Origin of the sequence: Serinibacter arcticus, from assembly GCF_003121705.1 — a bacterium.
Lineage (GTDB): Bacteria > Actinomycetota > Actinomycetes > Actinomycetales > Beutenbergiaceae > Litorihabitans.
Window position 1 is genome coordinate 3,471,810 of the sequence record NZ_PYHR01000002.1, and the last position, 20,786, is coordinate 3,492,595.

At 72.1% G+C, this 20,786-nt stretch carries 21 protein-coding genes and 1 pseudogene; 18 read left to right on the forward strand and 4 right to left on the reverse strand.

Annotation, left to right across the window (positions count from 1 at the left end):
- Positions 1–8 precede the first annotated feature (8 nt).
- From C8046_RS15435 to pstB, 9 genes and pseudogenes are all read left to right on the forward strand, one after another.
- Entirely contained in the window at positions 9–461 is a 453-nt protein-coding gene (locus C8046_RS15435) for a hypothetical protein (protein ID WP_235866493.1), read from the forward strand.
- Positions 422–664: a hypothetical protein gene (locus C8046_RS20060; RefSeq protein ID WP_235866494.1), complete on the forward strand. Its 243-nt coding sequence runs from the start codon at positions 422–424 to the stop codon at positions 662–664. The genes C8046_RS15435 and C8046_RS20060 overlap by 40 nt, the downstream gene beginning before the upstream one ends.
- Positions 664–1,566: a mycothiol synthase gene (gene mshD / locus C8046_RS15440; RefSeq protein WP_109230981.1), complete on the forward strand. Its 903-nt coding sequence runs from the start codon at positions 664–666 to the stop codon at positions 1,564–1,566. The genes C8046_RS20060 and mshD overlap by 1 nt, the downstream gene beginning before the upstream one ends.
- A gap of 80 nt (positions 1,567–1,646) precedes the next feature.
- Positions 1,647–3,881, forward strand: coding sequence for an RNA degradosome polyphosphate kinase (locus tag C8046_RS15445; protein ID WP_109230208.1), 2,235 nt, complete (start codon positions 1,647–1,649; stop codon positions 3,879–3,881).
- A gap of 34 nt (positions 3,882–3,915) precedes the next feature.
- A complete protein-coding gene (locus tag C8046_RS15450; protein WP_109230209.1) occupies positions 3,916–4,923 on the forward strand; it encodes an NUDIX hydrolase in 1,008 nt (335 codons plus the stop codon).
- 212 nt (positions 4,924–5,135) lie between these two features.
- Positions 5,136–6,269: a phosphate ABC transporter substrate-binding protein PstS gene (gene pstS / locus C8046_RS15455; protein ID WP_328587610.1), complete on the forward strand. Its 1,134-nt coding sequence runs from the start codon at positions 5,136–5,138 to the stop codon at positions 6,267–6,269.
- Positions 6,270–6,397: 128 nt separating this feature from the next.
- Positions 6,398–7,356 (forward strand): annotated as a pseudogene (pstC, locus tag C8046_RS15460) (phosphate ABC transporter permease subunit PstC).
- A gap of 1 nt (position 7,357) precedes the next feature.
- Positions 7,358–8,266: a phosphate ABC transporter permease PstA gene (pstA, locus tag C8046_RS15465; protein WP_109230210.1), complete on the forward strand. Its 909-nt coding sequence runs from the start codon at positions 7,358–7,360 to the stop codon at positions 8,264–8,266.
- 42 nt (positions 8,267–8,308) lie between these two features.
- The gene (gene pstB, locus C8046_RS15470) at positions 8,309–9,088 is read left to right on the forward strand and encodes a phosphate ABC transporter ATP-binding protein PstB (protein WP_109230211.1); all 780 of its coding nucleotides are present in this window, start codon (positions 8,309–8,311) and stop codon (positions 9,086–9,088) included.
- A gap of 82 nt (positions 9,089–9,170) precedes the next feature.
- Here the strand turns inward: pstB and C8046_RS15475 are convergent, their stop codons facing one another.
- The 3 genes from C8046_RS15475 to C8046_RS15485 all read right to left on the reverse strand — a co-directional run bounded on the left by C8046_RS15475 (position 9,171) and on the right by C8046_RS15485 (position 11,866).
- Positions 9,171–10,184, reverse strand: a complete 1,014-nt coding sequence (locus tag C8046_RS15475) for an inorganic phosphate transporter (protein WP_109230212.1) — start codon at positions 10,182–10,184, stop codon at positions 9,171–9,173.
- A gap of 3 nt (positions 10,185–10,187) precedes the next feature.
- Positions 10,188–10,820, reverse strand: a complete 633-nt coding sequence (locus C8046_RS15480; protein ID WP_109230213.1) for a DUF47 domain-containing protein — start codon at positions 10,818–10,820, stop codon at positions 10,188–10,190.
- A gap of 272 nt (positions 10,821–11,092) precedes the next feature.
- Positions 11,093–11,866: a winged helix-turn-helix transcriptional regulator gene (locus C8046_RS15485; RefSeq protein ID WP_109230214.1), complete on the reverse strand. Its 774-nt coding sequence runs from the start codon at positions 11,864–11,866 to the stop codon at positions 11,093–11,095.
- 101 nt (positions 11,867–11,967) lie between these two features.
- On the opposite strand from C8046_RS15485, the gene C8046_RS15490 reads away from it, so the two are divergent.
- The 7 genes from C8046_RS15490 (at position 11,968) to dtd (ending at position 16,512) form a co-directional block, all read left to right on the forward strand.
- Positions 11,968–12,708 (forward strand): hypothetical protein, encoded by a 741-nt coding sequence (locus tag C8046_RS15490; RefSeq protein WP_109230215.1) that lies wholly within the window; start codon positions 11,968–11,970, stop codon positions 12,706–12,708.
- Positions 12,709–12,893: 185 nt separating this feature from the next.
- Positions 12,894–13,484 carry an FABP family protein gene (locus C8046_RS15495; protein ID WP_109230216.1) on the forward strand — a complete coding sequence of 197 codons (591 nt, stop codon included), beginning with the start codon at positions 12,894–12,896 and terminating at the stop codon, positions 13,482–13,484.
- 7 nt (positions 13,485–13,491) lie between these two features.
- Positions 13,492–13,803, forward strand: a complete 312-nt coding sequence (locus C8046_RS20065) for a hypothetical protein (protein ID WP_328587611.1) — start codon at positions 13,492–13,494, stop codon at positions 13,801–13,803.
- Positions 13,776–14,639, forward strand: coding sequence for a YgfZ/GcvT domain-containing protein (locus C8046_RS15500; RefSeq protein ID WP_328587612.1), 864 nt, complete (start codon positions 13,776–13,778; stop codon positions 14,637–14,639). The genes C8046_RS20065 and C8046_RS15500 overlap by 28 nt, the downstream gene beginning before the upstream one ends.
- Positions 14,636–15,715: an FUSC family protein gene (locus C8046_RS15505; RefSeq protein ID WP_109230217.1), complete on the forward strand. Its 1,080-nt coding sequence runs from the start codon at positions 14,636–14,638 to the stop codon at positions 15,713–15,715. The genes C8046_RS15500 and C8046_RS15505 overlap by 4 nt, the downstream gene beginning before the upstream one ends.
- A 10-nt stretch (positions 15,716–15,725) precedes the next feature.
- Positions 15,726–16,082, forward strand: coding sequence for a DUF2516 family protein (locus C8046_RS15510; RefSeq protein ID WP_158277235.1), 357 nt, complete (start codon positions 15,726–15,728; stop codon positions 16,080–16,082).
- A gap of 4 nt (positions 16,083–16,086) precedes the next feature.
- Positions 16,087–16,512, forward strand: coding sequence for a D-aminoacyl-tRNA deacylase (gene dtd, locus C8046_RS15515; RefSeq protein ID WP_109230219.1), 426 nt, complete (start codon positions 16,087–16,089; stop codon positions 16,510–16,512).
- Between the two features lie 222 nt (positions 16,513–16,734).
- On the opposite strand, the gene C8046_RS15520 is transcribed toward dtd, so the two are convergent.
- Entirely contained in the window at positions 16,735–17,175 is a 441-nt protein-coding gene (locus tag C8046_RS15520) for a VOC family protein (RefSeq protein WP_109230220.1), read from the reverse strand.
- A gap of 241 nt (positions 17,176–17,416) precedes the next feature.
- Between C8046_RS15520 and C8046_RS15525 the strand changes: the two genes are divergently transcribed.
- Both C8046_RS15525 and C8046_RS15530 read left to right on the forward strand, forming a co-directional pair.
- Positions 17,417–19,963 (forward strand): ATP-dependent Clp protease ATP-binding subunit, encoded by a 2,547-nt coding sequence (locus tag C8046_RS15525; RefSeq protein WP_109230221.1) that lies wholly within the window; start codon positions 17,417–17,419, stop codon positions 19,961–19,963.
- Positions 19,964–20,131: 168 nt separating this feature from the next.
- On the forward strand, positions 20,132–20,692 hold the full coding sequence (locus C8046_RS15530; RefSeq protein WP_109230222.1) for a hypothetical protein: 561 nt from the start codon (positions 20,132–20,134) through the stop codon (positions 20,690–20,692).
- Positions 20,693–20,786: the final 94 nt, after the last annotated feature.

Here is a 20,786-nt window from a genome sequence, read left to right on the forward strand (position 1 = left end):
TGGAGCCCATGACAGATGCCAGCGGAACCCCCGACGTCCCCGGCCGTCCGCGCCGCCCCGCCTCGCTCGACCCGGTCCAGGCGGCCCAGGTGCCGGGTGGGGTGGATCCCGCCGCGCGCGCCCAGGCGGCCCACGTCACCGCCCACGCGCTGCTCGGCCGCGGCCACGAGGCCGGGATCGCCCCCGACGAGGTGGCCCGGCTCGTCCGGCTGGTCGAGACCGAGGGGGTCGACACCGTCGCCGCCCTCTGGGCCGACAGCGCCGGCGACTCCCTCCCCGGGGCGCTCTGGCGTCTGTACATGCTGCGCGAGTGGATCCGCCGCGTCCCCCTGGAGGTCGCCGACCGGTACGCGCTCGGATCGCGTCGCGCGGAGGTGGCCGACGCCGTCGCGGGGCTCCCGCACCCGCCCACCCCGAGGAGGTGGCGGCGCTCGCGGACGCCGTCCTCACCGGGGCGGTGACCGCCGACCTCGACGTCGCGCTCGACCGCGCCGCGGCGTTCTACCGCGTCGTCGGCACGGGGACGGCGCTCGACGCCGACCTGCACGACCTCCCGCACGGCCCCGAGGCCGAGACGGCCACCCGCCGCGCCGCCAACCTCGTGCGCACCTCCGAGGAGCTGCGACACGCCGCGCGCCGCGCCCGGGCGGGGGAGCTCCAGTGATGCTCGAGGATCTCGTCCCCACCGGCACCCCCGGCGACACCGAGTCCGTCGAGGCCGTCCTCGCGCTCGCGGCCCGCGCGGAGGCGCACGACGGCGTCGCGCCCCTCTCGGAGGAGTTCCTCCTCGCGCTCCGCTCCGGTGGCGACCACCTCGCGCTCGGGCCGGGAGCCGGGCACCTCGTCAGCCGCGCGCAGGACGGCAGCGTCGACGGCGTCGCGGTGCGCGCGGGCGACGGCGTCGAGATCGTCGTCGACCCCGCCCACCGTCGGCGCGGGGTCGGTCGCGCGCTGCTCGACGCCGCCCGTGCGGCGGTCCCGACCAGCCGGTTCTGGGCGCACGGCGACCTGCCCGGCGCGCGCGCCCTCGCCGTCGCGACCGGTCTGGGAGCCGCCCGCGAGCTGCTGAAGCTGGGCCGGTCGGTGACGGCGGAGGACGCCGCCTCGCCCGAGGCCCCGGGGGTGCTGACGCTGAGCGACTACGGCGACAACCGTGACGCGGGCCTGGACGACTGGCTGCAGCTCAACGCCCTCGCGTTCGCCGACCACCCCGAGCAGGGGCGGTGGACCACCGGCGACCTGGCCGATCGCGTCGCCGAGCCCTGGTTCGACGCCGACCTGCTCCTCCTGCTGCCCCGGGACGGGGCGCGCGGCGAGCCGCTCGAGGCCAGCCTCTGGCTCAAGCCCCAGGGCGAGGTCTGCGAGATCTACGTCGTCGCCGTCCACCCCGACAGCGCCGGCCGCGGTCTCGGGCGCGCGGTGCTGGTGCACGCGCTCGGCGTCGCGGCGCGCCGCGGCTTCGCCGACGTCGAGCTCTACGTCGACGGCGGGAACACCGCCGCGCGACGGCTCTACGAACGCGCGGGGTTCGACGTGCGAACGCGGGACGTCCAGTACGCGTCGTGACCGGGAGCGTCGCCGTCGACGTCCGAGCGCGCCGGTGAGCAAGGATCGCCGTCGACCCCGGCGGGTGCCACGATAGGGACATGACCGATCGCCCCCTCACCGAGTCCGCCGCGCAGGACGCCTCCGACGACGTCGACCTCCACCACGAGGGGATCGAGCTGCCGTCGGCACCGGTCGAGGAGGAGCTGGACGAGCTGGCGCCGCTGCCCGCCGACAGGTTCGCCGACCGTGAGCTGAGCTGGCTCGCGTTCAACGAGCGCGTGCTCGAGCTCGCCGAGGACCCGAGCATGCACCTGCTCGAGCGGTGCCGGTTCGCCGCGATCTTCGCGTCCAACCTCGACGAGTTCTTCATGGTCAGGGTGGCCGGCCTGAAGCGGCGCATCGCGACCGGGCTCGCCGTCACGGCGGCGTCCGGCCTCACCCCGCGGCAGGTGCTCGAGGCGATCTCCGTGCGGGGGCACGAGCTCATGGAGCGGCACGCGCGCGTGTTCGCCGAGCTGCTCGCGCCGGCGCTCGCGGAGGAGGAGATCACCTTCGTCCACTGGGACCAGGTCCCCGACGACGAGCAGGACCGCCTGCACAAGTACTTCCGTCGCCAGATCTTCCCCGTGCTGACGCCGCTCGCCGTCGACCCGGCGCACCCGTTCCCCTACATCTCCGGGCTCTCGCTCAACCTCGCCGTCGTCGTGCGCAACCCCACGACGGAGAAGGAGCACTTCGCCCGCGTCAAGGTGCCGCCGTCCCTGCCGCGCTTCATCGCCGTCGACGAGGCGGTGGCCAAGGGCGAGGTCGAGGCGAGCCGGGCGCGCCGCTTCATCGCGCTCGAGGAGCTGATGGCGGCCCACCTGCACTACCTGTTCCCCGGGATGGAGGTCGTCGAGCACCACTCCTTCCGCGTCACGCGCAACGAGGACGTGGAGGTCGAGGAGGACGACGCCGAGAACCTGCTGAAGGCCCTGGAGAAGGAGCTGCTGCGGCGCCGGTTCGGTCCGGCCGTCCGCCTCGAGCTCGCGCCCGACATCTCGCCGCAGGTGCGCCGCCTGCTCGTGAGAGAGCTCGGCGTCAGCGAGCACGAGGTCTACGTGCTGCCGACCCCGCTCGACCTCACGGGGCTCAACGTCGTGGCCGACGTCGACCGCCCCGAGCTGTCCTACCCGCGGTTCGTCGGGCGCACGCCCCGCGCGCTGGCCGAGGTGGAGAGCGCGAACCCCACCGACTTCTTCGCGGCGATCCGCGAGCGCGACATCCTGCTGCACCACCCCTACGACTCCTTCTCCACGAGCGTGCAGCAGTTCCTCGCCCAGGCGGCGGCCGATCCGTCGGTGCTCGCGATCAAGCAGACGCTGTACCGCACGTCGGGCAACTCCCCGATCGTGGACGCCCTCATCGACGCCGCCGAGGCGGGCAAGCAGGTGCTCGCGATCGTCGAGATCAAGGCGCGCTTCGACGAGCAGAACAACATCTCCTGGGCCCGCAAGCTCGAGCAGGCGGGCGTCCACGTCGTCTACGGCATCGTCGGACTCAAGACGCACTGCAAGCTCTCGCTCGTGGTGCGGCAGGAGGCGGACGGTCTGCGCCGGTACTGCCACATCGGCACGGGCAACTACAACCCCAAGACCGCGCGCATCTACGAGGACCTGGGCCTGCTCACGTGCGACGGCGAGGTCGGCCAGGACCTCACCCGCCTGTTCAACCAGCTCTCCGGCTACGCGCCCAAGAGCCGGTTCCACCGCCTGCTCGTGGCCCCCCGCTCCATCCGCAACGGCCTGGTGGAGCGCATCGAGCGCGAGATCGACAACCACCGCGCCGGTCGCGAGGCCTGGGTCAACATCAAGGTCAACTCGATCGTCGACGAGGCCACCATCGACGCGCTCTACCGCGCGTCGCAGGCGGGGGTGCCGGTCGGCGTCGTCGTCCGCGGCATCTGCGCGATCAAGGCGGGCGTGCCCGGCCTCAGCGAGAACATCACGGTGCGCTCGATCCTCGGGCGGTTCCTCGAGCACTCGCGCATCTACGCCTTCGCCAACGACGGCGAGCCCGAGTACTTCATCGGCAGCGCCGACCTGATGCACCGCAACCTCGACCGCAGGGTCGAGGTGCTGGTGCGCCTGGTCGACCCCGACCACCTCGCGAAGCTGCACCACCTGTTCGAGGTCTCGCTCGCCGACACCACCCGCTCGTGGCACCTGCGCGACGCCGGCGGCGAGCAGCAGTGGGTGCGCGTGGCCACGGGGGAGGACGGCGAGCCGCTGCTCGACCTCCAGGCCAGCCTCATGCCGCGCTCGCGCCAGCGCGCCCGCACGGGCCTGCGCTGACGCGGCGGGCGAGCGCCGGCGGAGCGGGTCGAGCATGGTGTCGACGCCGAAGGTGACGGGGACGGTGCACGCGGCCGGGGCGGTCGTGTGGCGAACGAGCGGCAAGCGGCTCGAGGTGCTGCTCGTGCACCGACCGCGCTACGACGACTGGTCGTGGCCGAAGGGCAAGCTGGACCCGGGGGAGACGATCCCGGCGTGCGCCGTGCGCGAGGTCGCGGAGGAGACCGGCGAGGACGTCGTGCTCGGGCTCGCGCTGCCCCAGGTGCGCTACCGGCTCGACGACGGGCGCCTCAAGGTCTGCCACTACTGGGCCGGCCACGTCGTCGACCCCGACAACCCCTCGGTCCTGGCGCGGGGCGAGATCCCGCCCTGCGACCCCCGCGAGATCGACGAGTCGCGGTGGGTGCACGCGCGCGAGGCGCGCGAGATGCTCACCCGCCCGGCCGACCGCGCCCCGCTGGACGCGCTGGTGGACCTCTGGGAGGACGGAGTGCTGGACACCCGTGCCTTCGTCGTGCTCCGGCACGCCCGGGCCCGCAAGCGCAGCGCCTGGAAGGGGGGCGAGACCGACCGGCCGCTGACGGCGACGGGGCTGCACGACGCCGTCGCCCTCGTGGGCACCCTGGCCGCGTTCGGGATCGTCGAGGTGGCCTCGAGCCCGTGGGAGCGGTGCACGGCGACGGTCGCGCCCTACGCGAGCGCCGCGCAGCTGGAGATCCTCGAGGTGCCCGAGCTCACGGAGGCGTCCACCGCGGCCCGCCCGAAGCACGCCGCCAGGGCCGTCGAGAAGCTGATGGCGGCGTTCCGCCCGCGGCGGGCCGCCGACCCCGCCAGTGACGGCGCCGTGGTGTGCACGCACCGGCCGGTGCTGCCGACGGTCCTGGAGACGCTGTCCGGGCGCGCGCCGCGTCGTGTCAGCGCACAGTTCCCCGACTCCAACCCCTATCTGCGCACCGGCGAGATGCTCGTGACGCACGTGCTGCCGCGGCACCGTCGCGGGGTGCGGATCGTCGCCGTCGAGCGGCACCGTCCCACCGCGTGAGGGTCCGCACCCGAACCACGTCGTCAGCGTTTCGCCAACGTGTCGTCAGCGCTCCGTCAACTCGTTGTGAGACCGCTCACACGCGGGCAAGGTGTCGGACCTCGTTCAACTTCCGTTCACCTTCGGCGGGGGCGCGCGTCATCCTCGTTCCCTACGTTCTCGTCATGGCAAGGCGCGTCAGCGCTTGTCCACACGACGAGAGGGTTTGAAAAGTGAAGCTGTCGATTCGCCGCGGTGTCACCACCGCGATTGCCGCGAGCACCGTCCTCGTGCTCGCTGCCTGTGGCGGCGGAAGCTCCGACCCCGAGACCACCGACGGTGGTTCGGAGTCGTCGAGCACGTCCGAGGGTGGCGCGGACCTCGCCGACCTGAGCGGCACGCTCGCCGGCGCCGGCGCCTCCTCGCAGGAGAACGCCATGAACGGCTGGCTCGCCGGCTTCCAGGAGCAGGCGCCCGGCGTCCAGCCCTCCTACGACGCGGTCGGCTCGTCCGGCGGTCGTGAGCAGTTCCTGTCCGGCGGCGTGCAGTTCGCCGGCTCCGACTCCCCGCTGAAGGAGGAGGAGATCGCGACCGCCCAGGAGATGTGCACCGAGCCGCTCGAGCTGCCGCTCTACATCTCCCCGATCGCGGTCGTCTACAACCTCCCGGACGTCGACGCGGACAACATCAACCTCGACTCCGACACCATCGCCAAGATGTTCGCCGGCGAGATCACGTCGTGGGACGACGAGGCCATCGCCGCGCAGAACGAGGGCGTCGAGCTCCCCGCCGTCGACATCATCCCGGTCAACCGCGCCGACGGCTCGGGCACCACCGAGAACTTCCAGGAGTACCTGGTCGCCACGGCGCCCGACTCCTGGCCCTACGAGGCCAGCGACACCTGGCCGGTCTCCGGCGGTCAGTCCGGCAACGGCACGTCCGGCATGATCTCCACGGTCGAGTCGACCGAGGGCACCATCGGGTACGCCGACGCCTCGCGCGCCGGTGACCTCGGCACCGTCGCCCTCAAGGTGGGCGAGGAGTACGTGCCGTTCTCGCCCGAGGCCGCCGCGACCGCCGTCGACGCCTCGCCGCTGACCGAGGACGCGACCGACCTGCGCATCACCTACGAGCTCGACCGCACCACGACCGAGGCCGGCGCCTACCCGCTCGTCCTCATCTCGTACTCGCTGGCCTGCCAGACGTACGAGAACGCGTCGGACGCCGCCAACGTCAAGGCGTTCCTGTCCTACGTCGCCAGCCCCGAGGGCCAGGACCGCGCCGCCATGCCCGACGTCGCCGGTTCCGCCCCGATCTCCGAGGACCTCCGCACGGACATCCTCGCCGCGATCGACCAGATCTCCTGATCTGACGACGCCTCCGGCCGCTGCGGCCCCCGCCAGGGGGCCGCAGCGGCCGGGCCTCGCCCGGTCCAACCGAAGGGAACAGCGTGTCGATCGCCACGCAGGCGCCGCAGTCCGCAGGCGACCCCGGCCTGCCTGACACCACGAAGCCGGTGCGGAAGGGGAAGCACCCCGGACGACTGGGCAACCGGCTGTTCGCCGGCATCTCCACCACCGCCGGGATCATCATCCTCGCGGTGCTCGCCGCGGTCGCCGTGTTCCTCCTCATCCAGGCCGCCCCGGCCCTGCAGGCCTCGGCGGACGAGATCGCCGGTGAGTCGATCACGCGCGACGCGGGCAACCTGTGGAGCTACATCGCGCCGCTCCTGTTCGGCACGGTCCTGTCTGCCGTGCTCGCCATGATCGTGGCCGTGCCGCTCAGCGTGGGCATCGCGCTCTTCATCGCGCAGTACGCCCCAAGCGCATCGCCTCGACGATGGCCTACCTGATCGACCTGCTCGCGGCGATCCCCTCGGTGGTCTACGGACTCTGGGGCGTGTACTTCCTGCTGCCGGTCGTCAGCCCCTTCTTCTCGTGGCTGAGCAGCACGCTCGGCTTCATCCCGCTGTTCGCCGACTACCAGGCGCCGGCCCGCAACGTCCTGTCGGCCTCCCTCGTGCTGGCCGTCATGTGCCTCCCGATCATCACCGCCGTCTCCCGCGAGGTCTTCCTCCAGACGCCGCGCCTGCACATCGAGGCCTCCCTCGCCCTCGGGGCGACCAAGTGGGAGATGATCCGCCAGGCCGTGCTGCCCTTCGGGCGCTCCGGCGTCGTGTCCGCCTCGATGCTGGGCCTCGGTCGCGCGCTCGGCGAGACGATGGCCGTCCTGATGGTGATCTCGCCCGGATTCCTCATCAACTTCTACCTGCTCAAGCCCGGCCAGCACCAGAGCATCGCCGCCAACATCGCGGCGCAGTTCCCCGAGGCGAGCGGTCTGTCCACGAACATCCTCATCGCGACGGGTCTGGCGCTGTTCGTGCTGACCCTGGGCGTGAACATGCTGGCGCGCTGGATCGTCTCGCGCCGCGCCGAGTTCTCGGGAGCGAACTGACATGGCCACCACCGTGACCGAGCGCCCGGGCGACGCCCCCTCGTTCGAGACCACCCCGATCGGCCGCCGCCGCAAGCGGACCGACCTGGCGATGCGCATCGTCGTCACGCTCGCGTTCGTGATCGCGCTCGTCCCGCTGATCTCGCTGCTGTGGCTGACGATCAGCAAGGGCCTCGCGTGGCTGAGCTGGGACTTCGTCTCGACCGACATGGTCGGCGTGTTCGGCAGCATGACCAGCGGCGGCATCCTGCACGCCATCCTCGGCACGCTCCAGATCACCGCGTGGGCGACGCTCATCTCGGTCCCGATCGGCCTGCTGACGGCGATCTACCTGGTCGAGTACGGCCGGGGTGCCCTCGCCCGCACGCTGACGTTCTTCGTCGACGTCATGACCGGCATCCCCTCGATCGTCGCGGGCCTGTTCGCCTTCGCGCTCTTCACGCTCATCTTCGGGACGTCCTACCGCGCCGGGATCATGGGCTCGATCGCCCTGTCGGTGCTGATGATCCCCGTCGTCGTGCGCTCGACGGAGGAGATGCTCAAGCTCGTGCCGAACGAGCTCCGCGAGGCCGCGTACGCCCTCGGCGTGCCCAAGTGGCTGACGATCATCAAGGTCGTGCTGCGCACCGCGCTCGGCGGTATCGTCACCGGAGTCGTGCTGGCCATCGCCCGCGTCATCGGTGAGACCGCGCCGCTGCTGCTCACGGTCGGCCTGGTGGCCCAGGTGAACACGAACATGTTCGACGGCCGCGTCGCCACCCTGCCGGTGTTCGCCTACCGGTCCTACCAGCAGGGCGGCATCGGGATGGACCGGGCGTGGGCGGCCGCGCTCGTGCTCATCGTGATCATCATGGTCTTCAACCTCATCGCCCGCGCCATCAGCAAGAAGTTCTCGATCGCGCAGAAGTAGCGCCCCCGAGACCCGACGCCGCACCTTCCCAGGAGAACCTCAATGTCCAAGCGCATCGATGTCAGCGATCTCGACATCTACTACAGCGACTTCCTCGCCGTGAAGGGCGTGACCATGGCCATCGAGCCGCGTTCCGTGACCGCCCTCATCGGCCCGTCCGGCTGCGGCAAGTCGACCTTCCTGCGCACGCTGAACCGCATGCACGAGGTCATCCCCGGTGCCCGCGTCGAGGGCAAGGCCGTCATGGACGGCGTCGACCTGTACGGCGCCGGGGTCGACCCGGTCGAGGTCCGCCGCCAGATCGGCATGGTCTTCCAGCGTCCGAACCCGTTCCCGACGATGTCGATCCGCGAGAACGTGCTGGCCGGCGTCAAGCTCAACAACCGCCGCCTGCCCAAGTCCGCGGCCGACGAGCTCGTGGAGGCCTCGCTGCGCGGCGCCAACCTCTGGAACGAGGTCAAGGACCGTCTCGACAAGCCCGGCTCCGGCCTCTCGGGCGGCCAGCAGCAGCGTCTGTGCATCGCCCGCGCGATCGCCGTCCAGCCCCAGGTTCTCCTCATGGACGAGCCGTGCTCCGCGCTCGACCCGATCTCCACGCTCGCGATCGAGGACCTCATCAGCGAGCTCAAGGCGGACTACACGATCGTCATCGTGACCCACAACATGCAGCAGGCCTCGCGCGTCTCCGACCGCACCGGCTTCTTCAACCTCGAGGCGACCGGCAAGCCCGGCCAGCTCGTCGAGATGGACGACACCACGACGATGTTCTCCGCACCGTCCCAGAAGGCCACCGAGGACTACATCTCGGGCCGCTTCGGGTGATCTGAGACCCCCGCACGCAGCGAGACGGCCGGCCTCCCCTCGGGGAGACCGGCCGTCTCGTCGTTGCCGGAGCGGGACAGATCTACAGCAGGAAGAAGTGCAGGATCCAGAACGTCAGGGCGGCGATCCCGGCCGCCATCGGGATGGTCAGCACCCAGGCGATCGCGATGTTCTTGGCCACGCCCCAGCGCACGGCGGAGAGACGCTTGGTGGCGCCGACGCCCATGATCGCCGACGTGATCGTCTGCGTCGTGGAGACGGGCGCGTGCAGCCCCATGGCCATGACGTAGAGGACGACGGCGGAGACCGACTCGGCCACGAAGCCGCGGGCCGGGTCGAGGTCGATGATCTTGCGACCCAGGGTCCGCATGATGCGCCAGCCGCCCGCGTAGGTGCCGAGCGAGATGGCGGCGGCCGCCGAGAGCTTCACCCAGAGCGGGATGCCGTCGCCGTCGTTCGCCCAGCCGACCGTGAGGAGCGCCAGGAAGATGACGCCCATCGTCTTCTGGGCGTCCTGCAGGCCGTGGCCCAGGGCCATCGCCGCGGCGGAGACGGTCTGCGCGAGCCGGAAGCCCCGCGTCGTCGGACCCGGCCGGGCGTTGCGGAACAGCCACAGCACGCCGATCATCAGCCCGAACGCGAGCGAGAAGCCCACGACGGGCGAGACGATCATCGGGATGACGACCTTCTCGAAGACCGAGCCCCACTGGACGATGAAGGAGCCCGCGAGCCCGGCCCCCACCAGCCCGCCGATGAGGGCGTGGGAGGAGGAGGACGGCATCCCGAACCACCAGGTGACCAGGTTCCAGCCGATGGCTCCCACGAGGGCGGCCAGCACCACCACGAGCGCCGCGTGGGCACCCTCACCCGAGGACGTGTCGAACGTGACGATGTTGCGGGCGATCGTGTCGGCGACCGACGTGCCCAGCAGGGCGCCGATGAAGTTCATGACCGCGGCCATCAGCAGCGCGGCGCGCGGCGTGAGGGCGCGGGTCGAGACCGACGTCGCGATCGCGTTCGCGGCGTCGTGGAACCCGTTCGTGTAGTCGAACCCGAGCGCCAGGGCGACGACCAGGATGACGAGGGCGACCTCCACCGATCAGGCTTCCTTGAGGACGATGGTCTCGACGGCGTTGGCCGCCGTCTCGAACGCGTCGATGGCCGCCTCGAGGTTGTCCGCGATCTCCTTGATCTTCATGATCGCGATCGGGTCGGAGCCGGCCGGTGTCTGGCCGTCGAAGATGTCGCTGATGAGGCGGCGGTGGGTGCGGTCGCCCTCGTTCTCGAGGCTGTTGATCTCGACCCAGTACTCGCGCAGGTTCTTCATCGTGCTCAGGCGGGGCATGGCCTCGGCCGTCAGCTCGGCGCAGCGCTGCAGCACACCGACCTGCGCGACGACGCCGGCCGGCAGCTCGCCGAGGCGGTACAGGACGATGAGGTCGGCGACCTCCTCCATGTAGTCCATGCAGTCGTCGAGCCGGCTCGCGAGCTCGTAGATGTCGTCGCGGTCGAACGGGGTCACGAACGTCTCGTTGACGCGGCGCAGGATCGCGTGGGTGGCCTCGTCGGCCTGGTGCTCGGCGTCGCGCATCTGCTCGGCGAGCGCCACCCGCGCCGCCGGGGCGCTGCCCACGACCTGCGCGAGGATCTCCGCCCCGACCGGCAGCAGCTTCGCCTGGTCGCTGAGGAGGGAGAGGACTGAGGTGTCGCGAGGCTTGAGGCGCAGACGCACGAGTGACTCCGGTCGATGGTCGGTCGGTGGGACGCCGGACCGGGAAGCGCCTCTCGGCGCGTGGCCGCTCGAAGCGGCAGATGTTGGAGCCCGGGGCTTGCCCGGCCCGACGTCGACGTAACTGTAACGCCTCGATGGACGGCACGTAACGCGAGTGCGAACACCGTCTGAACGGCTGGAATCGGCACCGGAAACCCCGCCGCCACAGGGGCGACGGGGCAGGCGGACGGGAGGTTCGGGAAGCGTTCGGGCGCTCCGCCGACGCGGGCGGCTCAGGCCCGGGCGGAGCCCTGGCCGGAGCGGCGGGGGAGGGGTGCCGGGGCGTCGGTCTCGTCGGCGTCCAGGTCGTCGTCGTTCGCGGCGTCGCGACGATCGCGCGGCGGCTCGAACCGGTAGCCGACGTTGCGGACGGTACCGATCAGCGTCTCGTGCTCGATGCCGAGCTTGGCGCGCAGGCGGCGGACGTGGACGTCGACCGTCCGGGTGCCCCCGTAGTAGTCGTAGCCCCAGACCTCCTGCAGGAGCTGGGCGCGGGTGAAGACGCGGCCCGGGTGCTGCACGAGGTACTTGAGGAGCTCGAACTCCTTGTAGGTGAGATCGAGCGGACGGCCGCGGAGCCTGACCGTGTAGCCGGACGGATCGATCGCGAGCTCGCCCGCCTGGATCTCGGCGTCCTCGTCGGCCACGCGCTGCTGGCGGGTGCCCTCGGCGAGCAGCCGCAGGCGCGTGGACAGCTCGGCCGGACCGGCGGTGTCGAGAACGATGTCGTCGGTGCCCCAGTCCGAGTTGACGACGGTCAGCCCGCCCTCGGTCAGCACGAGCAGCAGCGGGACGGTCAGCCCGGTGGAGCGGATCAGGCGGCACGTCGTCCGGGCCGTGGCGAGGTCGCGCCTGCCGTCCAGGATCACGAGATCGGAGTCGGGGGCGTCCAGGAGCGCGGAGGGCTCCACGGGCAGCACCCGCACCCGATGGTTGAGAAGCCCGAGGGCGGGGAGCACCTGGGAGGAGCCCCCCGGTTCCGACGTCAGCAGCAGCAGCTCGGCCACGCGCGTCCCTTCGCTCGGGTGTCCGGATCGGCCCCACTGTATTGCAGTACCGTGGACACGGCCCCGCGAGGGTCACCAGACGTCGGACGAAGGAGCAGTGGGTGCGGACCCTGATCGGTGCGTCGACCCGTGCTGTCATCAGCTCCGTGGCCACCGCGGCGTTCGCCGCGGTCGCCCTCGCGAGCTGGGACATCGCCCTCGCGATCATGGTGGTCCTGGTCCTCCTGTTCGCCTGGGGCTGGCCCCAGCTGCTCGCTCTGCCGGCCTTCACCGGCACCCGCGTCCTCCTCCTGGTCGTGGCCGCCGCGGCCTTCGCCGCGGTGTGGCTGACGGGCGACCTGACGGCGCTGACGCTGGTCGGCGCCCTGGCGGTGGTGGCCGCGTTCGTGCGGGAGTTCGCGCGACGGGACGGTCGTCCACGCCTCATCGAGTCGCTCGCGGCATCGGCGACCGGCATCGTCGTGGTCGTCTCGGCCGCCGGTTGGGTCGCCGTCGGCGAGGGGCCGCTGCAGCTCACCGTCGTGCTCACCGCCGCGGTGACGCTCGCGGCCGGTTCGGCCTGCGCCGCGCTCCACCTCCCGCCGTGGCCGCACGCGATCGTCACGATCCTGGCCGCGACGGGGATCGGCATCGGGGCCGGGTTCGTGCTCCCGGACGAGCTCGGGTACGTCGTCTCCGGACTCGTCGGGTTCGCGGCCGGTCTGCTCAGCGCGGCGCTGCACGCCCTGCTCGGGCGCTACCCGTCCGCGGGGCGCCCCGCGGCCGCCGTCGCCGCCGCCGTGCTGCCGGTCGCCGTCGTCGGCATCCCGGTCTACGTGCTGCTGCGCTTCTTCCTCGTCTGAGTCCACGGCCGGGTCCACGGCCGGGTCCGCGGCCGGGTCACGGCCGGGCTCACCTTCCGGTCCACGACGTAGGCTGGTGGCATGAGCACCCTGCACCTCGTCTTCACGATCCTGATCGGCGTCGTCGCCGTCGCGATCATGTGGTTCGCCGGCTACGTCGTCTACCGGCTGCTGAAGCAGAGCCGATGAGCTTCGAGCTGCCATACGACCTGTCGCCCGACCTCTACCCGCTGGCCTGGCTGGTCGGAACCTGGCGCGGTCCGGGCGTGCTCGCCTACCCTGACATCCCCGAGCGACCGATCGTCGTGGACGTCGAGCTGACGCACGACGGCGGCCCCTACCTCGCCTACACCTCGACCATCTCGCTGCTCGAGGGTGCGCTGCCCGACCGCGAGCAGCAGTTCGACCCGGCGGCGCTCGAGGCCGGCGCCATCTGGTCGCGCGAGTCCGGCTTCTGGCGCCCGTCCTCGGCCGGCGAGGCGCTGCCGGTCGCGGGCGCTCCCGCCGACGCCCCGTCGCCCAGCGGCCTCGAGGTCATCGTGGCCGAGGCCTCCGGCGCGGCGTGGCTCTTCACCGGCTCGGCCCAGGGCCCGCGCGTCGACATCGCCAGCCAGCACGTCGGCCGCACGGCCACGGCGGCCGACGTCGTCGCGCAGCGCCGGATGTACGGCTGGGTCCGCGGCGAGATCTTCTTCTCGATCGAGCTGGCCGCGTTCGGCCACGAGCTGCAGTCCTACGCCACCGGCCGCCTGACGCGCTCCGCGCCGGGCGCGTGACGCGGTGATGCTGCCGCTGCCCGGCGCCGTCGTCGGCGCCGCCCCCGACGGCGGGGTGGCCGCGCACTACGGCGACCCGTCGCGCGAGCAGCGGCGCCTGGCCGCCGGCCGCGCCGTCGTCGACCTCGGCAACCTCGCCGTCGTCGCCGTCACCGGTTCCGACCGGCTCAGCTGGCTCGACACCCTCACCTCCCAGCGCGTGCGCGATCTCGCGCCCGGGGCGGCGAGGGCCGCAGCGCCGAGCTGCTGCTGCTGGACGTCCACGGCCGCGTCGAGCACTCCGCCGCGCTGGTGGACGACGGCACGACCGCCCACCTGATCACCGAGGGGGCGCACGCCGAGGAGCTGGCCGCGTTCCTCGAGCGGATGCGCTTCATGCTCGACGTCGCGGTCGCGACGGCGGACGTCGCCGTCCTCGGCTTCGTCGCACCCGACGGCGTGCGCTCGTCGCCGCTCGCGCAGGAGCTCGCCGTCGCCGTCGGGCACCGCGGTGGGTCGCTCCTGCTGTGGGCCGATCCGTGGCCCGGCGTCGTGGAGGGCGGGACGCGCTACGCCGACGTCGCCGAGCACCCCGGATCCCTGACCCCGTTCGTCCTCGCGCTGGTGGAACCCGCGGCGGTGGACGACCTCGTCGCGCACCTCGCGCGCGAGGGCGTCGGTGTGGCCGGGTCGCTCGCGTGGGAGGCGCTCCGCGTCGCCGCCTGGAGGCCGCGACTGGCCCGCGAGGTCGACGACAGGTCGCTGCCGCACGAGCTCGACTGGCTGCGCACCGCCGTCCACCTGGACAAGGGGTGCTACCGCGGCCAGGAGGGCGTGGCGCGCACCTACAACCTCGGCAGGCCGCCGCGTCGTCTCGTGATGCTGCACCTCGACGGCTCCGACCACCTGCTGCCCGAGGTGGGCGCCGCCGTCGCGCTCGGCGAGAAGGTCGTCGGACGCGTGACGAGCGTGGCCCGCCACCACGAGCTCGGACCGATCGCGCTCGCCGTCGTCAAGCGCTCGGTGCCGCCCGAGGAGGACCTGCGGGTGCAGGGCCCGGCGGGCGACATCGCCGCGTCGCAGGAGCTCGTCGTCGGGGTCGAGGGGTTCGGCGAGGGCCGCCCGCAGGCGCGCGCCGCCGTCACCCCGGGACTTCGCCGCCGCCAGGAGCCGTGAGCTCCCGGGTCCCGCGCGGCCTGCGCCTGGGACTCGATCGCGCGCGGGACGGCCTCGTCCCCGTCGCCTGGGTGAGCCTGGCCACGGGCGTGGCCTACGCCGTCGCCGGGCTCGTGCTGGGGCACCCCTACCCGTTCTTCGCCGCGGTGGCCGCGTTCTCGGCCCTCGGCTTCACCGCCGACGTCCAGCCGCGACGCGTGGGGGAGGTGGCGCTGGGGATATCGCTCGGCGTCGGGATGGGCGAGGCGATCCAGCTGACGTTCGGGTCGGGGCCGCTGCAGACCACCGCCGTCGTGTTCGTCGCGGTGATGATCGCCAAGGTCCTCGACCCCTCGCCCGTGCTCACGACGCAGTCGGCGGTGCAGTCGATCGTCGTGCTGGGGCTGCCCATCGTGTCCTCCTCCGGCGGCGGGATCGGCCGTTGGACGGACGCCCTGATGGGCGGCGCCGTCGCCCTCGTGTTCTCCCTGGTCATCCCGCGCGACCCGCGCCGTCGTCCCCGTGCGCTCGCGCGGACGACGCTCGCGGAGCTCGCCGAGGTGCTCGGACGGCTCGGACGCGGGCTGCACCGGGGCGACCCCGAGTCGGTGGCCGATGCGCTGCAGCGCGCCCGATCCACGCAGGCGCTCCTGGTGTCGTGGGAGGGCGCGGTGAGCTCCGCCTCGGCGACGGCGCGGTTCTCCCCGGCCTGGCACCGCCACGTCGGCACGGTCGCCGATCTGGCGGACGCGTGCGAGTTCACGGACCGGGCCATCCGCACGACGCGGGTGCTCGCCCGGCGCGCGGCGGTCGCCGTCGCCGACGGCCACGCCGACGAGCGGCTGGCGGGCGTGGTCGAGGAGCTCGGCGTCGTCACGCGACGGCTCGGCGCGCTCATCGGGTCCGGACGCGACGCGGCCGAGGCGGTGCCCGAGCTGCGGGCCGTGGCCGAGCAGCTCGGGACGGCCGCCGAGCGCGATCCGGTGCGCCACACGCTGCTGTCGCTGCTGCGCTCGGTGACCTTCGACCTGCTGCGGGCCGCCGGTCAGGACGAGCGCCAGGCCGCCGAGGCCCTGCGGCAGCGGGGCGGCGCGTAGGCTCGTGGTCGTGACCGGCCTCATCCAGTACTACGTCTTCGTCGTGCTCTTCGCGATCGGCTTCCTGCTCTCCGCATGGGCGCTGATCGACGCGGTGCGTCGGCCCGCCCGCTCCTACGTGAGCGCCGAGAAGCGGACCAAGCCGTTCTGGGTGGGGATCGTCGCCGCCGGGACGCTGTTCGGCTACCTCTCGATCCCGCAGGTGAACGTCTTCGGGTTCCTGGTCGGGTTCGGCCTGCCCGTGCTCATCGGACTCATCGCCGTGCTGCCGGGCGCGATCTACCTCGCCGACGTCAAGCCCGAGGTGATCCGGTACACGCCGCGCAGCCCGGGCTCGGGGTCCTCGGGCCCGACCGGCCGCTGGTAGGGACGTGCGCGCCCTGCTGCAGCGGGTGGACCACGCCCGCTGCGTGGTCGCCGGCGAGGTCGTCGGGGAGATCGTCGGCGAGGGGCTCGTCGCACTGGTCGGCGTGACGCACGGCGACGGACCCTCCCAGGTCGCCACGATCGCGCGCAAGATCGCCGAGCTCCGGATCCTGCGGGGCGAGCGCTCGGTGCTCGACGCCGGGGCCGGGGTCCTGGTGGTCAGCCAGTTCACGCTCTACGGCGACGTCCGCAAGGGCCGCCGTCCCACCTGGAACGCCGCGGCGCCCGGTGACGTGGCGGAGCCCCTCGTGGACGACGTCGTGACGGCGCTGCGCGCCGCCGGGGTCACGGTGGCGACCGGGGTGTTCGGCGCGGACATGCGGGTCGAGCTGGTCAACGACGGCCCGACCACCCTGCTGGTCGAGGCCTGACCCACCCCCGCGAGGGGGTTGCGCACCGCCGGCGAGGGGTTTGTGCACCGCCGGCGAGGGGTTTGTGCACCTCGAGGAGAGTCGTCCCCGGCTCAGCCGCTGCGCCGTGGCCCGTGCGGGACGCCGGGCTGCTCCTTCCGAGCGTGGTGCCAGGGTGAGCCGAGGACGACGGGGGAGCGGCCGCCGTCGGGATCCGTCCCGACGGCGGCCGCGCGGTCGTGGTCAGGCGGGCTGCTCGCCGTCGCCCTCGCCGGCCGCGAACATCTCGGCCGCCTTCGCCTCGTCCATGAAGAACGGCTCCCAGACGTGGCCGTCGAGGTCGCGGAAGCTGCGCGTGTACATGAAGCCGAGGTCCTCGGTGGGACGGGCCTCCGTGCCGCCGGCCGCGACGACGCCCTCGAACAGCGCGTCCACCGCCTCGCGCGAGTCGAGGTCGAAGGAGAGGAGGACCTCGGTCGTCGCCCGCGAGTCCGACGCGGTCGTGCCGGGCAGGAAGCGGGCGAAGGAGTCGGCCTCGTGCAGCATGACCGCGACGGCGTCCTTCTGGAGCTCGAGGCACAGCACGTCCTCGGTCGTGTACATCGGGTTGAAGCCGTAGCCGAGCGAGGTCCAGAACTCGCGCGTGGCCGCGGCGCTGGCGACCTGGATGTTGGGGAAGAACATGGTGGGCTCCCTGGGTGGGTGGTCGGGACCCGTCCGGTCGGTGGACCCCGTTGCGTCTATGACGGAGCACGAGCGTGGAACTCATCGGTCACCGCGTGGGGAGGCGCGACGATGTCGGGGAGCGGCAGTTTCACGCCTGGGGCGAACAGCGGCATGTTTTGTCCGACCCGGCCGTTAGCCTGGGTGAACGCCGCCCGACGGTCGTGCATCGCGACCGGTTCAGCCGGAAAGAAGGTGCGCCATGTTCGAGAGATTCACCGACCGAGCCCGTCGCGTCGTCGTCCTTGCCCAGGACGAGGCACGCATGCTCAACCACAACTACATCGGCACCGAGCACATCCTGCTCGGGCTGATCCACGAGGGTGAGGGCGTGGCCGCCAAGGCCCTGGAGTCCCTCGGCATCTCGCTCGACGTCGTGCGCCAGCAGGTCGTGGACATCATCGGCGAGGGCCAGCAGGCCCCCACCGGCCACATCCCGTTCACGCCGCGCGCCAAGAAGGTGCTCGAGCTCTCGCTCCGCGAGGCTCTCCAGCTGGGCCACAACCACATCGGCACCGAGCACATCCTGCTCGGCCTCATCCGTGAGGGCGAGGGGGTCGCGGCGCAGGTGCTCGGCAACCTCGGCGCCGACCTCGGCCGCGTCCGCCAGCAGGTCCTGCAGCTGCTGCAGGGCCAGCCGGGCAAGGAGCCCGTCGCCGCCGGCGGTCCGCAGGAGGGCACGCCGTCCGGCTCCGCCGTCCTGGACCAGTTCGGCCGCAACCTCACGCAGCTCGCCCGCGAGGGCAAGCTCGACCCGGTGATCGGTCGCGAGACCGAGGCCGAGCGCGTGATGCAGGTGCTCTCCCGCCGCACCAAGAACAACCCGGTGCTCGTGGGCGAGCCGGGCGTCGGCAAGACGGCCGTCGTCGAGGGCCTCGCGCAGGACATCGTGCGCGGCACGGTCCCCGAGACGCTGAAGGACAAGCAGCTCTACACGCTCGACCTCGGCGCGCTCGTGGCCGGCTCCCGCTACCGCGGTGACTTCGAGGAGCGCCTGAAGAAGGTGCTCAAGGAGATCCGCACGCGCGGCGACATCATCCTGTTCATCGACGAGATCCACACGCTCGTCGGGGCCGGTGCCGCCGAGGGCGCGATCGACGCCGCGAGCATCCTCAAGCCGATGCTGGCGCGCGGCGAGCTCCAGACCATCGGGGCCACCACGCTCGACGAGTACCGCAAGCACGTCGAGAAGGACCCGGCGCTCGAGCGCCGCTTCCAGCCGATCACGGTGAACGAGCCGACGCTCGCGCACACGATCGAGATCCTCAAGGGCGTCCGCGACCGGTACGAGGCGCACCACCGCGTCACGATCACCGACCCGGCGCTCGTCGCCGCGGCCACGCTCGCGGACCGGTACATCAACGACCGCTTCCTCCCGGACAAGGCGATCGACCTGATCGACGAGGCCGGCGCGCGCCTGCGGATCCGTCGCATGACGGCCCCGCCGGAGCTGCGCGAGCTCGACGAGCAGATCGCCGAGGCCAAGCGGGCCAAGGAGTCGGCCATCGACGACCAGGACTTCGAGAAGGCTGCGCGGCTGCGCGACGACGAGAAGAACCTCGCCGCCCGTCGCCTCGAGCGCGAGAAGGCCTGGAAGTCCGGCGACATGGACACGGTCGCCGAGGTCGACGAGGAGCTCATCGCCGAGGTGCTGGCCGCGTCCACCGGAATCCCGGTGTTCAAGCTCACCGAGGAGGAGTCCTCGCGTCTGCTCCGCATGGAGGACGTGCTGCACCAGCGCATCGTCGGCCAGAAGGCTGCCGTCACCGCGCTCTCGCAGGCGATCCGCCGCACGCGGGCCGGCCTCAAGGACCCCAAGCGTCCGGGTGGTTCGTTCATCTTCGCCGGCCCCACCGGCGTCGGGAAGACGGAGCTGGCCAAGGCGCTCGCGGAGTTCCTGTTCGGGGACGAGGACGCGCTCATCCAGCTCGACATGAGCGAGTTCTCCGAGAAGCACACGGTCTCCCGCCTGTTCGGCTCGCCCCCCGGCTACGTCGGGTACGAGGAGGGTGGCCAGCTCACCGAGAAGGTGCGTCGCCGTCCGTTCTCCGTGGTCCTGTTCGACGAGGTGGAGAAGGCTCACGCCGACATCTTCAACTCGCTGCTCCAGATCCTCGAGGACGGTCGCCTCACCGACTCCCAGGGTCGCGTGGTCGACTTCAAGAACACCGTGATCATCATGACCACGAACCTCGGTGCCCGTGACATCAGCAAGGGTCTGCAGACCGGCTTCCAGGCCGGCGGCGACCTGTCGACGTCGTACGAGCGCATGAAGTCCAAGGTCAACGACGAGCTGAAGCAGCACTTCCGCCCGGAGTTCCTCAACCGCGTGGACGACGTCGTGGTGTTCCCGCAGCTCAGCCGCGACGAGATCTTCCAGATCGTCGACCTGCTCATCGCCCGCCTCGCGCTCCGGCTCGAGGACAAGGACATGGGCATCGAGCTCACGGAGGCCGCGAAGGTCCTGCTCGCTGAGCGCGGCTACGACCCGGTCCTCGGCGCCCGCCCGCTGCGTCGCGCCATCCAGCGCGAGATCGAGGACACCCTCAGCGAGAAGATCCTGTTCGGTGAGATCCGCGCCGGGCAGAAGATCATCGTCGACGCGCGCGGCGAGGGTCTGCTCGGGGAGTTCCTGTTCACCGGTGTGGACAAGGACGACCCGCGGCTCGAGGCCGAGGTCGTGACGGTGGGCGCCGCGAGCGACGCCGCCCCGACCTCCACGCAGGACGCTCCGGTCCAGGAGTCCTGAGGTCTGCACGACCCAGCACGACGGCGAGGGCCGTCGCACCCCACGGGGTGCGGCGGCCCTCGCTGCGTGGGCGGGCAGTCCAGCCTGAGGTCCGACCTGCGACTGTGTGGCAGCGCAGGCAGTGTCCGATCGATGCTGCCGAGGGTGTCGCCACTAGGATCGGCAGTCGTGACCACTCCTCCGCCCGGGTACGGGCAGCAGCCGCACGACTCCGTCCCGCAGCACGGCGCCGGGACGCCCGCGCCGGCCGGGTACGGGCAGCAGGTGCCGGCCGGGTACGGGCAGCCTGTGCCCGCCGGGTACGGCCAGCAGGCTCCGGCGCAGTACGGCCAGCCCGCTCCCGTCGGCCAGGGCGGCCACGCCCAGATCGACCTCACGGTCCAGGGCTCGTTCATGACGCGCAGCTTCATCGCGCCCACCGTGTGGGTCAACGGGCACGTGCTGAAGAGCGAGTACGGCAGCCGCCTGGTGCCGGTGCCCGCGGGGCCGGTGCGGGTCGACGTCCAGTGCAGCTGGATGCGGACGTACGGTCAGGCGTCGCTGAGCTTCACCGCCGGCCCCGGCCAGACCGTGCCGGTGTTCTACGCCTCCCCGATGCACCAGTTCACGACCGGCAACATCGGTCACACCAAGCAGACGCACAAGGGCATGGCGCTCATGTGGAGCATCTTCGGCTTCGTCATCGCGATGGGGCTGCTGAGCATCGTGCTGGCGGTCGTCTCCGGCTGACCCGCCGCCGTTGCGCGCACGGGTGGTCGCTTCACCGGGCGTGAAGCGACCACCGGTGCGCGCAACGCGGGTGAGGGGCGGCCGGCCGGCGTGG

Excerpts from the sequence above, each read along its gene's own strand:
- pstB (WP_109230211.1), top strand. The coding sequence starts at position 8,309 with ATGTCCAAGCGCATCGATGTCAGCGATCTCGACATCTACTACAGCGAC.
- C8046_RS15520 (WP_109230220.1), bottom strand. The coding sequence starts at position 17,175 with ATGTTCTTCCCCAACATCCAGGTCGCCAGCGCCGCGGCCACGCGCGAG.
- C8046_RS15450 (WP_109230209.1), top strand. The coding sequence starts at position 3,916 with ATGGTGTCGACGCCGAAGGTGACGGGGACGGTGCACGCGGCCGGGGCG.
- C8046_RS15495 (WP_109230216.1), top strand. The coding sequence starts at position 12,894 with ATGAGCTTCGAGCTGCCATACGACCTGTCGCCCGACCTCTACCCGCTG.
- C8046_RS20065 (WP_328587611.1), top strand. The coding sequence starts at position 13,492 with ATGCTGCCGCTGCCCGGCGCCGTCGTCGGCGCCGCCCCCGACGGCGGG.
- C8046_RS15445 (WP_109230208.1), top strand. The coding sequence starts at position 1,647 with ATGACCGATCGCCCCCTCACCGAGTCCGCCGCGCAGGACGCCTCCGAC.
- mshD (WP_109230981.1), top strand. The coding sequence starts at position 664 with ATGCTCGAGGATCTCGTCCCCACCGGCACCCCCGGCGACACCGAGTCC.
- C8046_RS15435 (WP_235866493.1), top strand. The coding sequence starts at position 9 with ATGACAGATGCCAGCGGAACCCCCGACGTCCCCGGCCGTCCGCGCCGC.
- C8046_RS15525 (WP_109230221.1), top strand. The coding sequence starts at position 17,417 with ATGTTCGAGAGATTCACCGACCGAGCCCGTCGCGTCGTCGTCCTTGCC.
- pstA (WP_109230210.1), top strand. The coding sequence starts at position 7,358 with ATGGCCACCACCGTGACCGAGCGCCCGGGCGACGCCCCCTCGTTCGAG.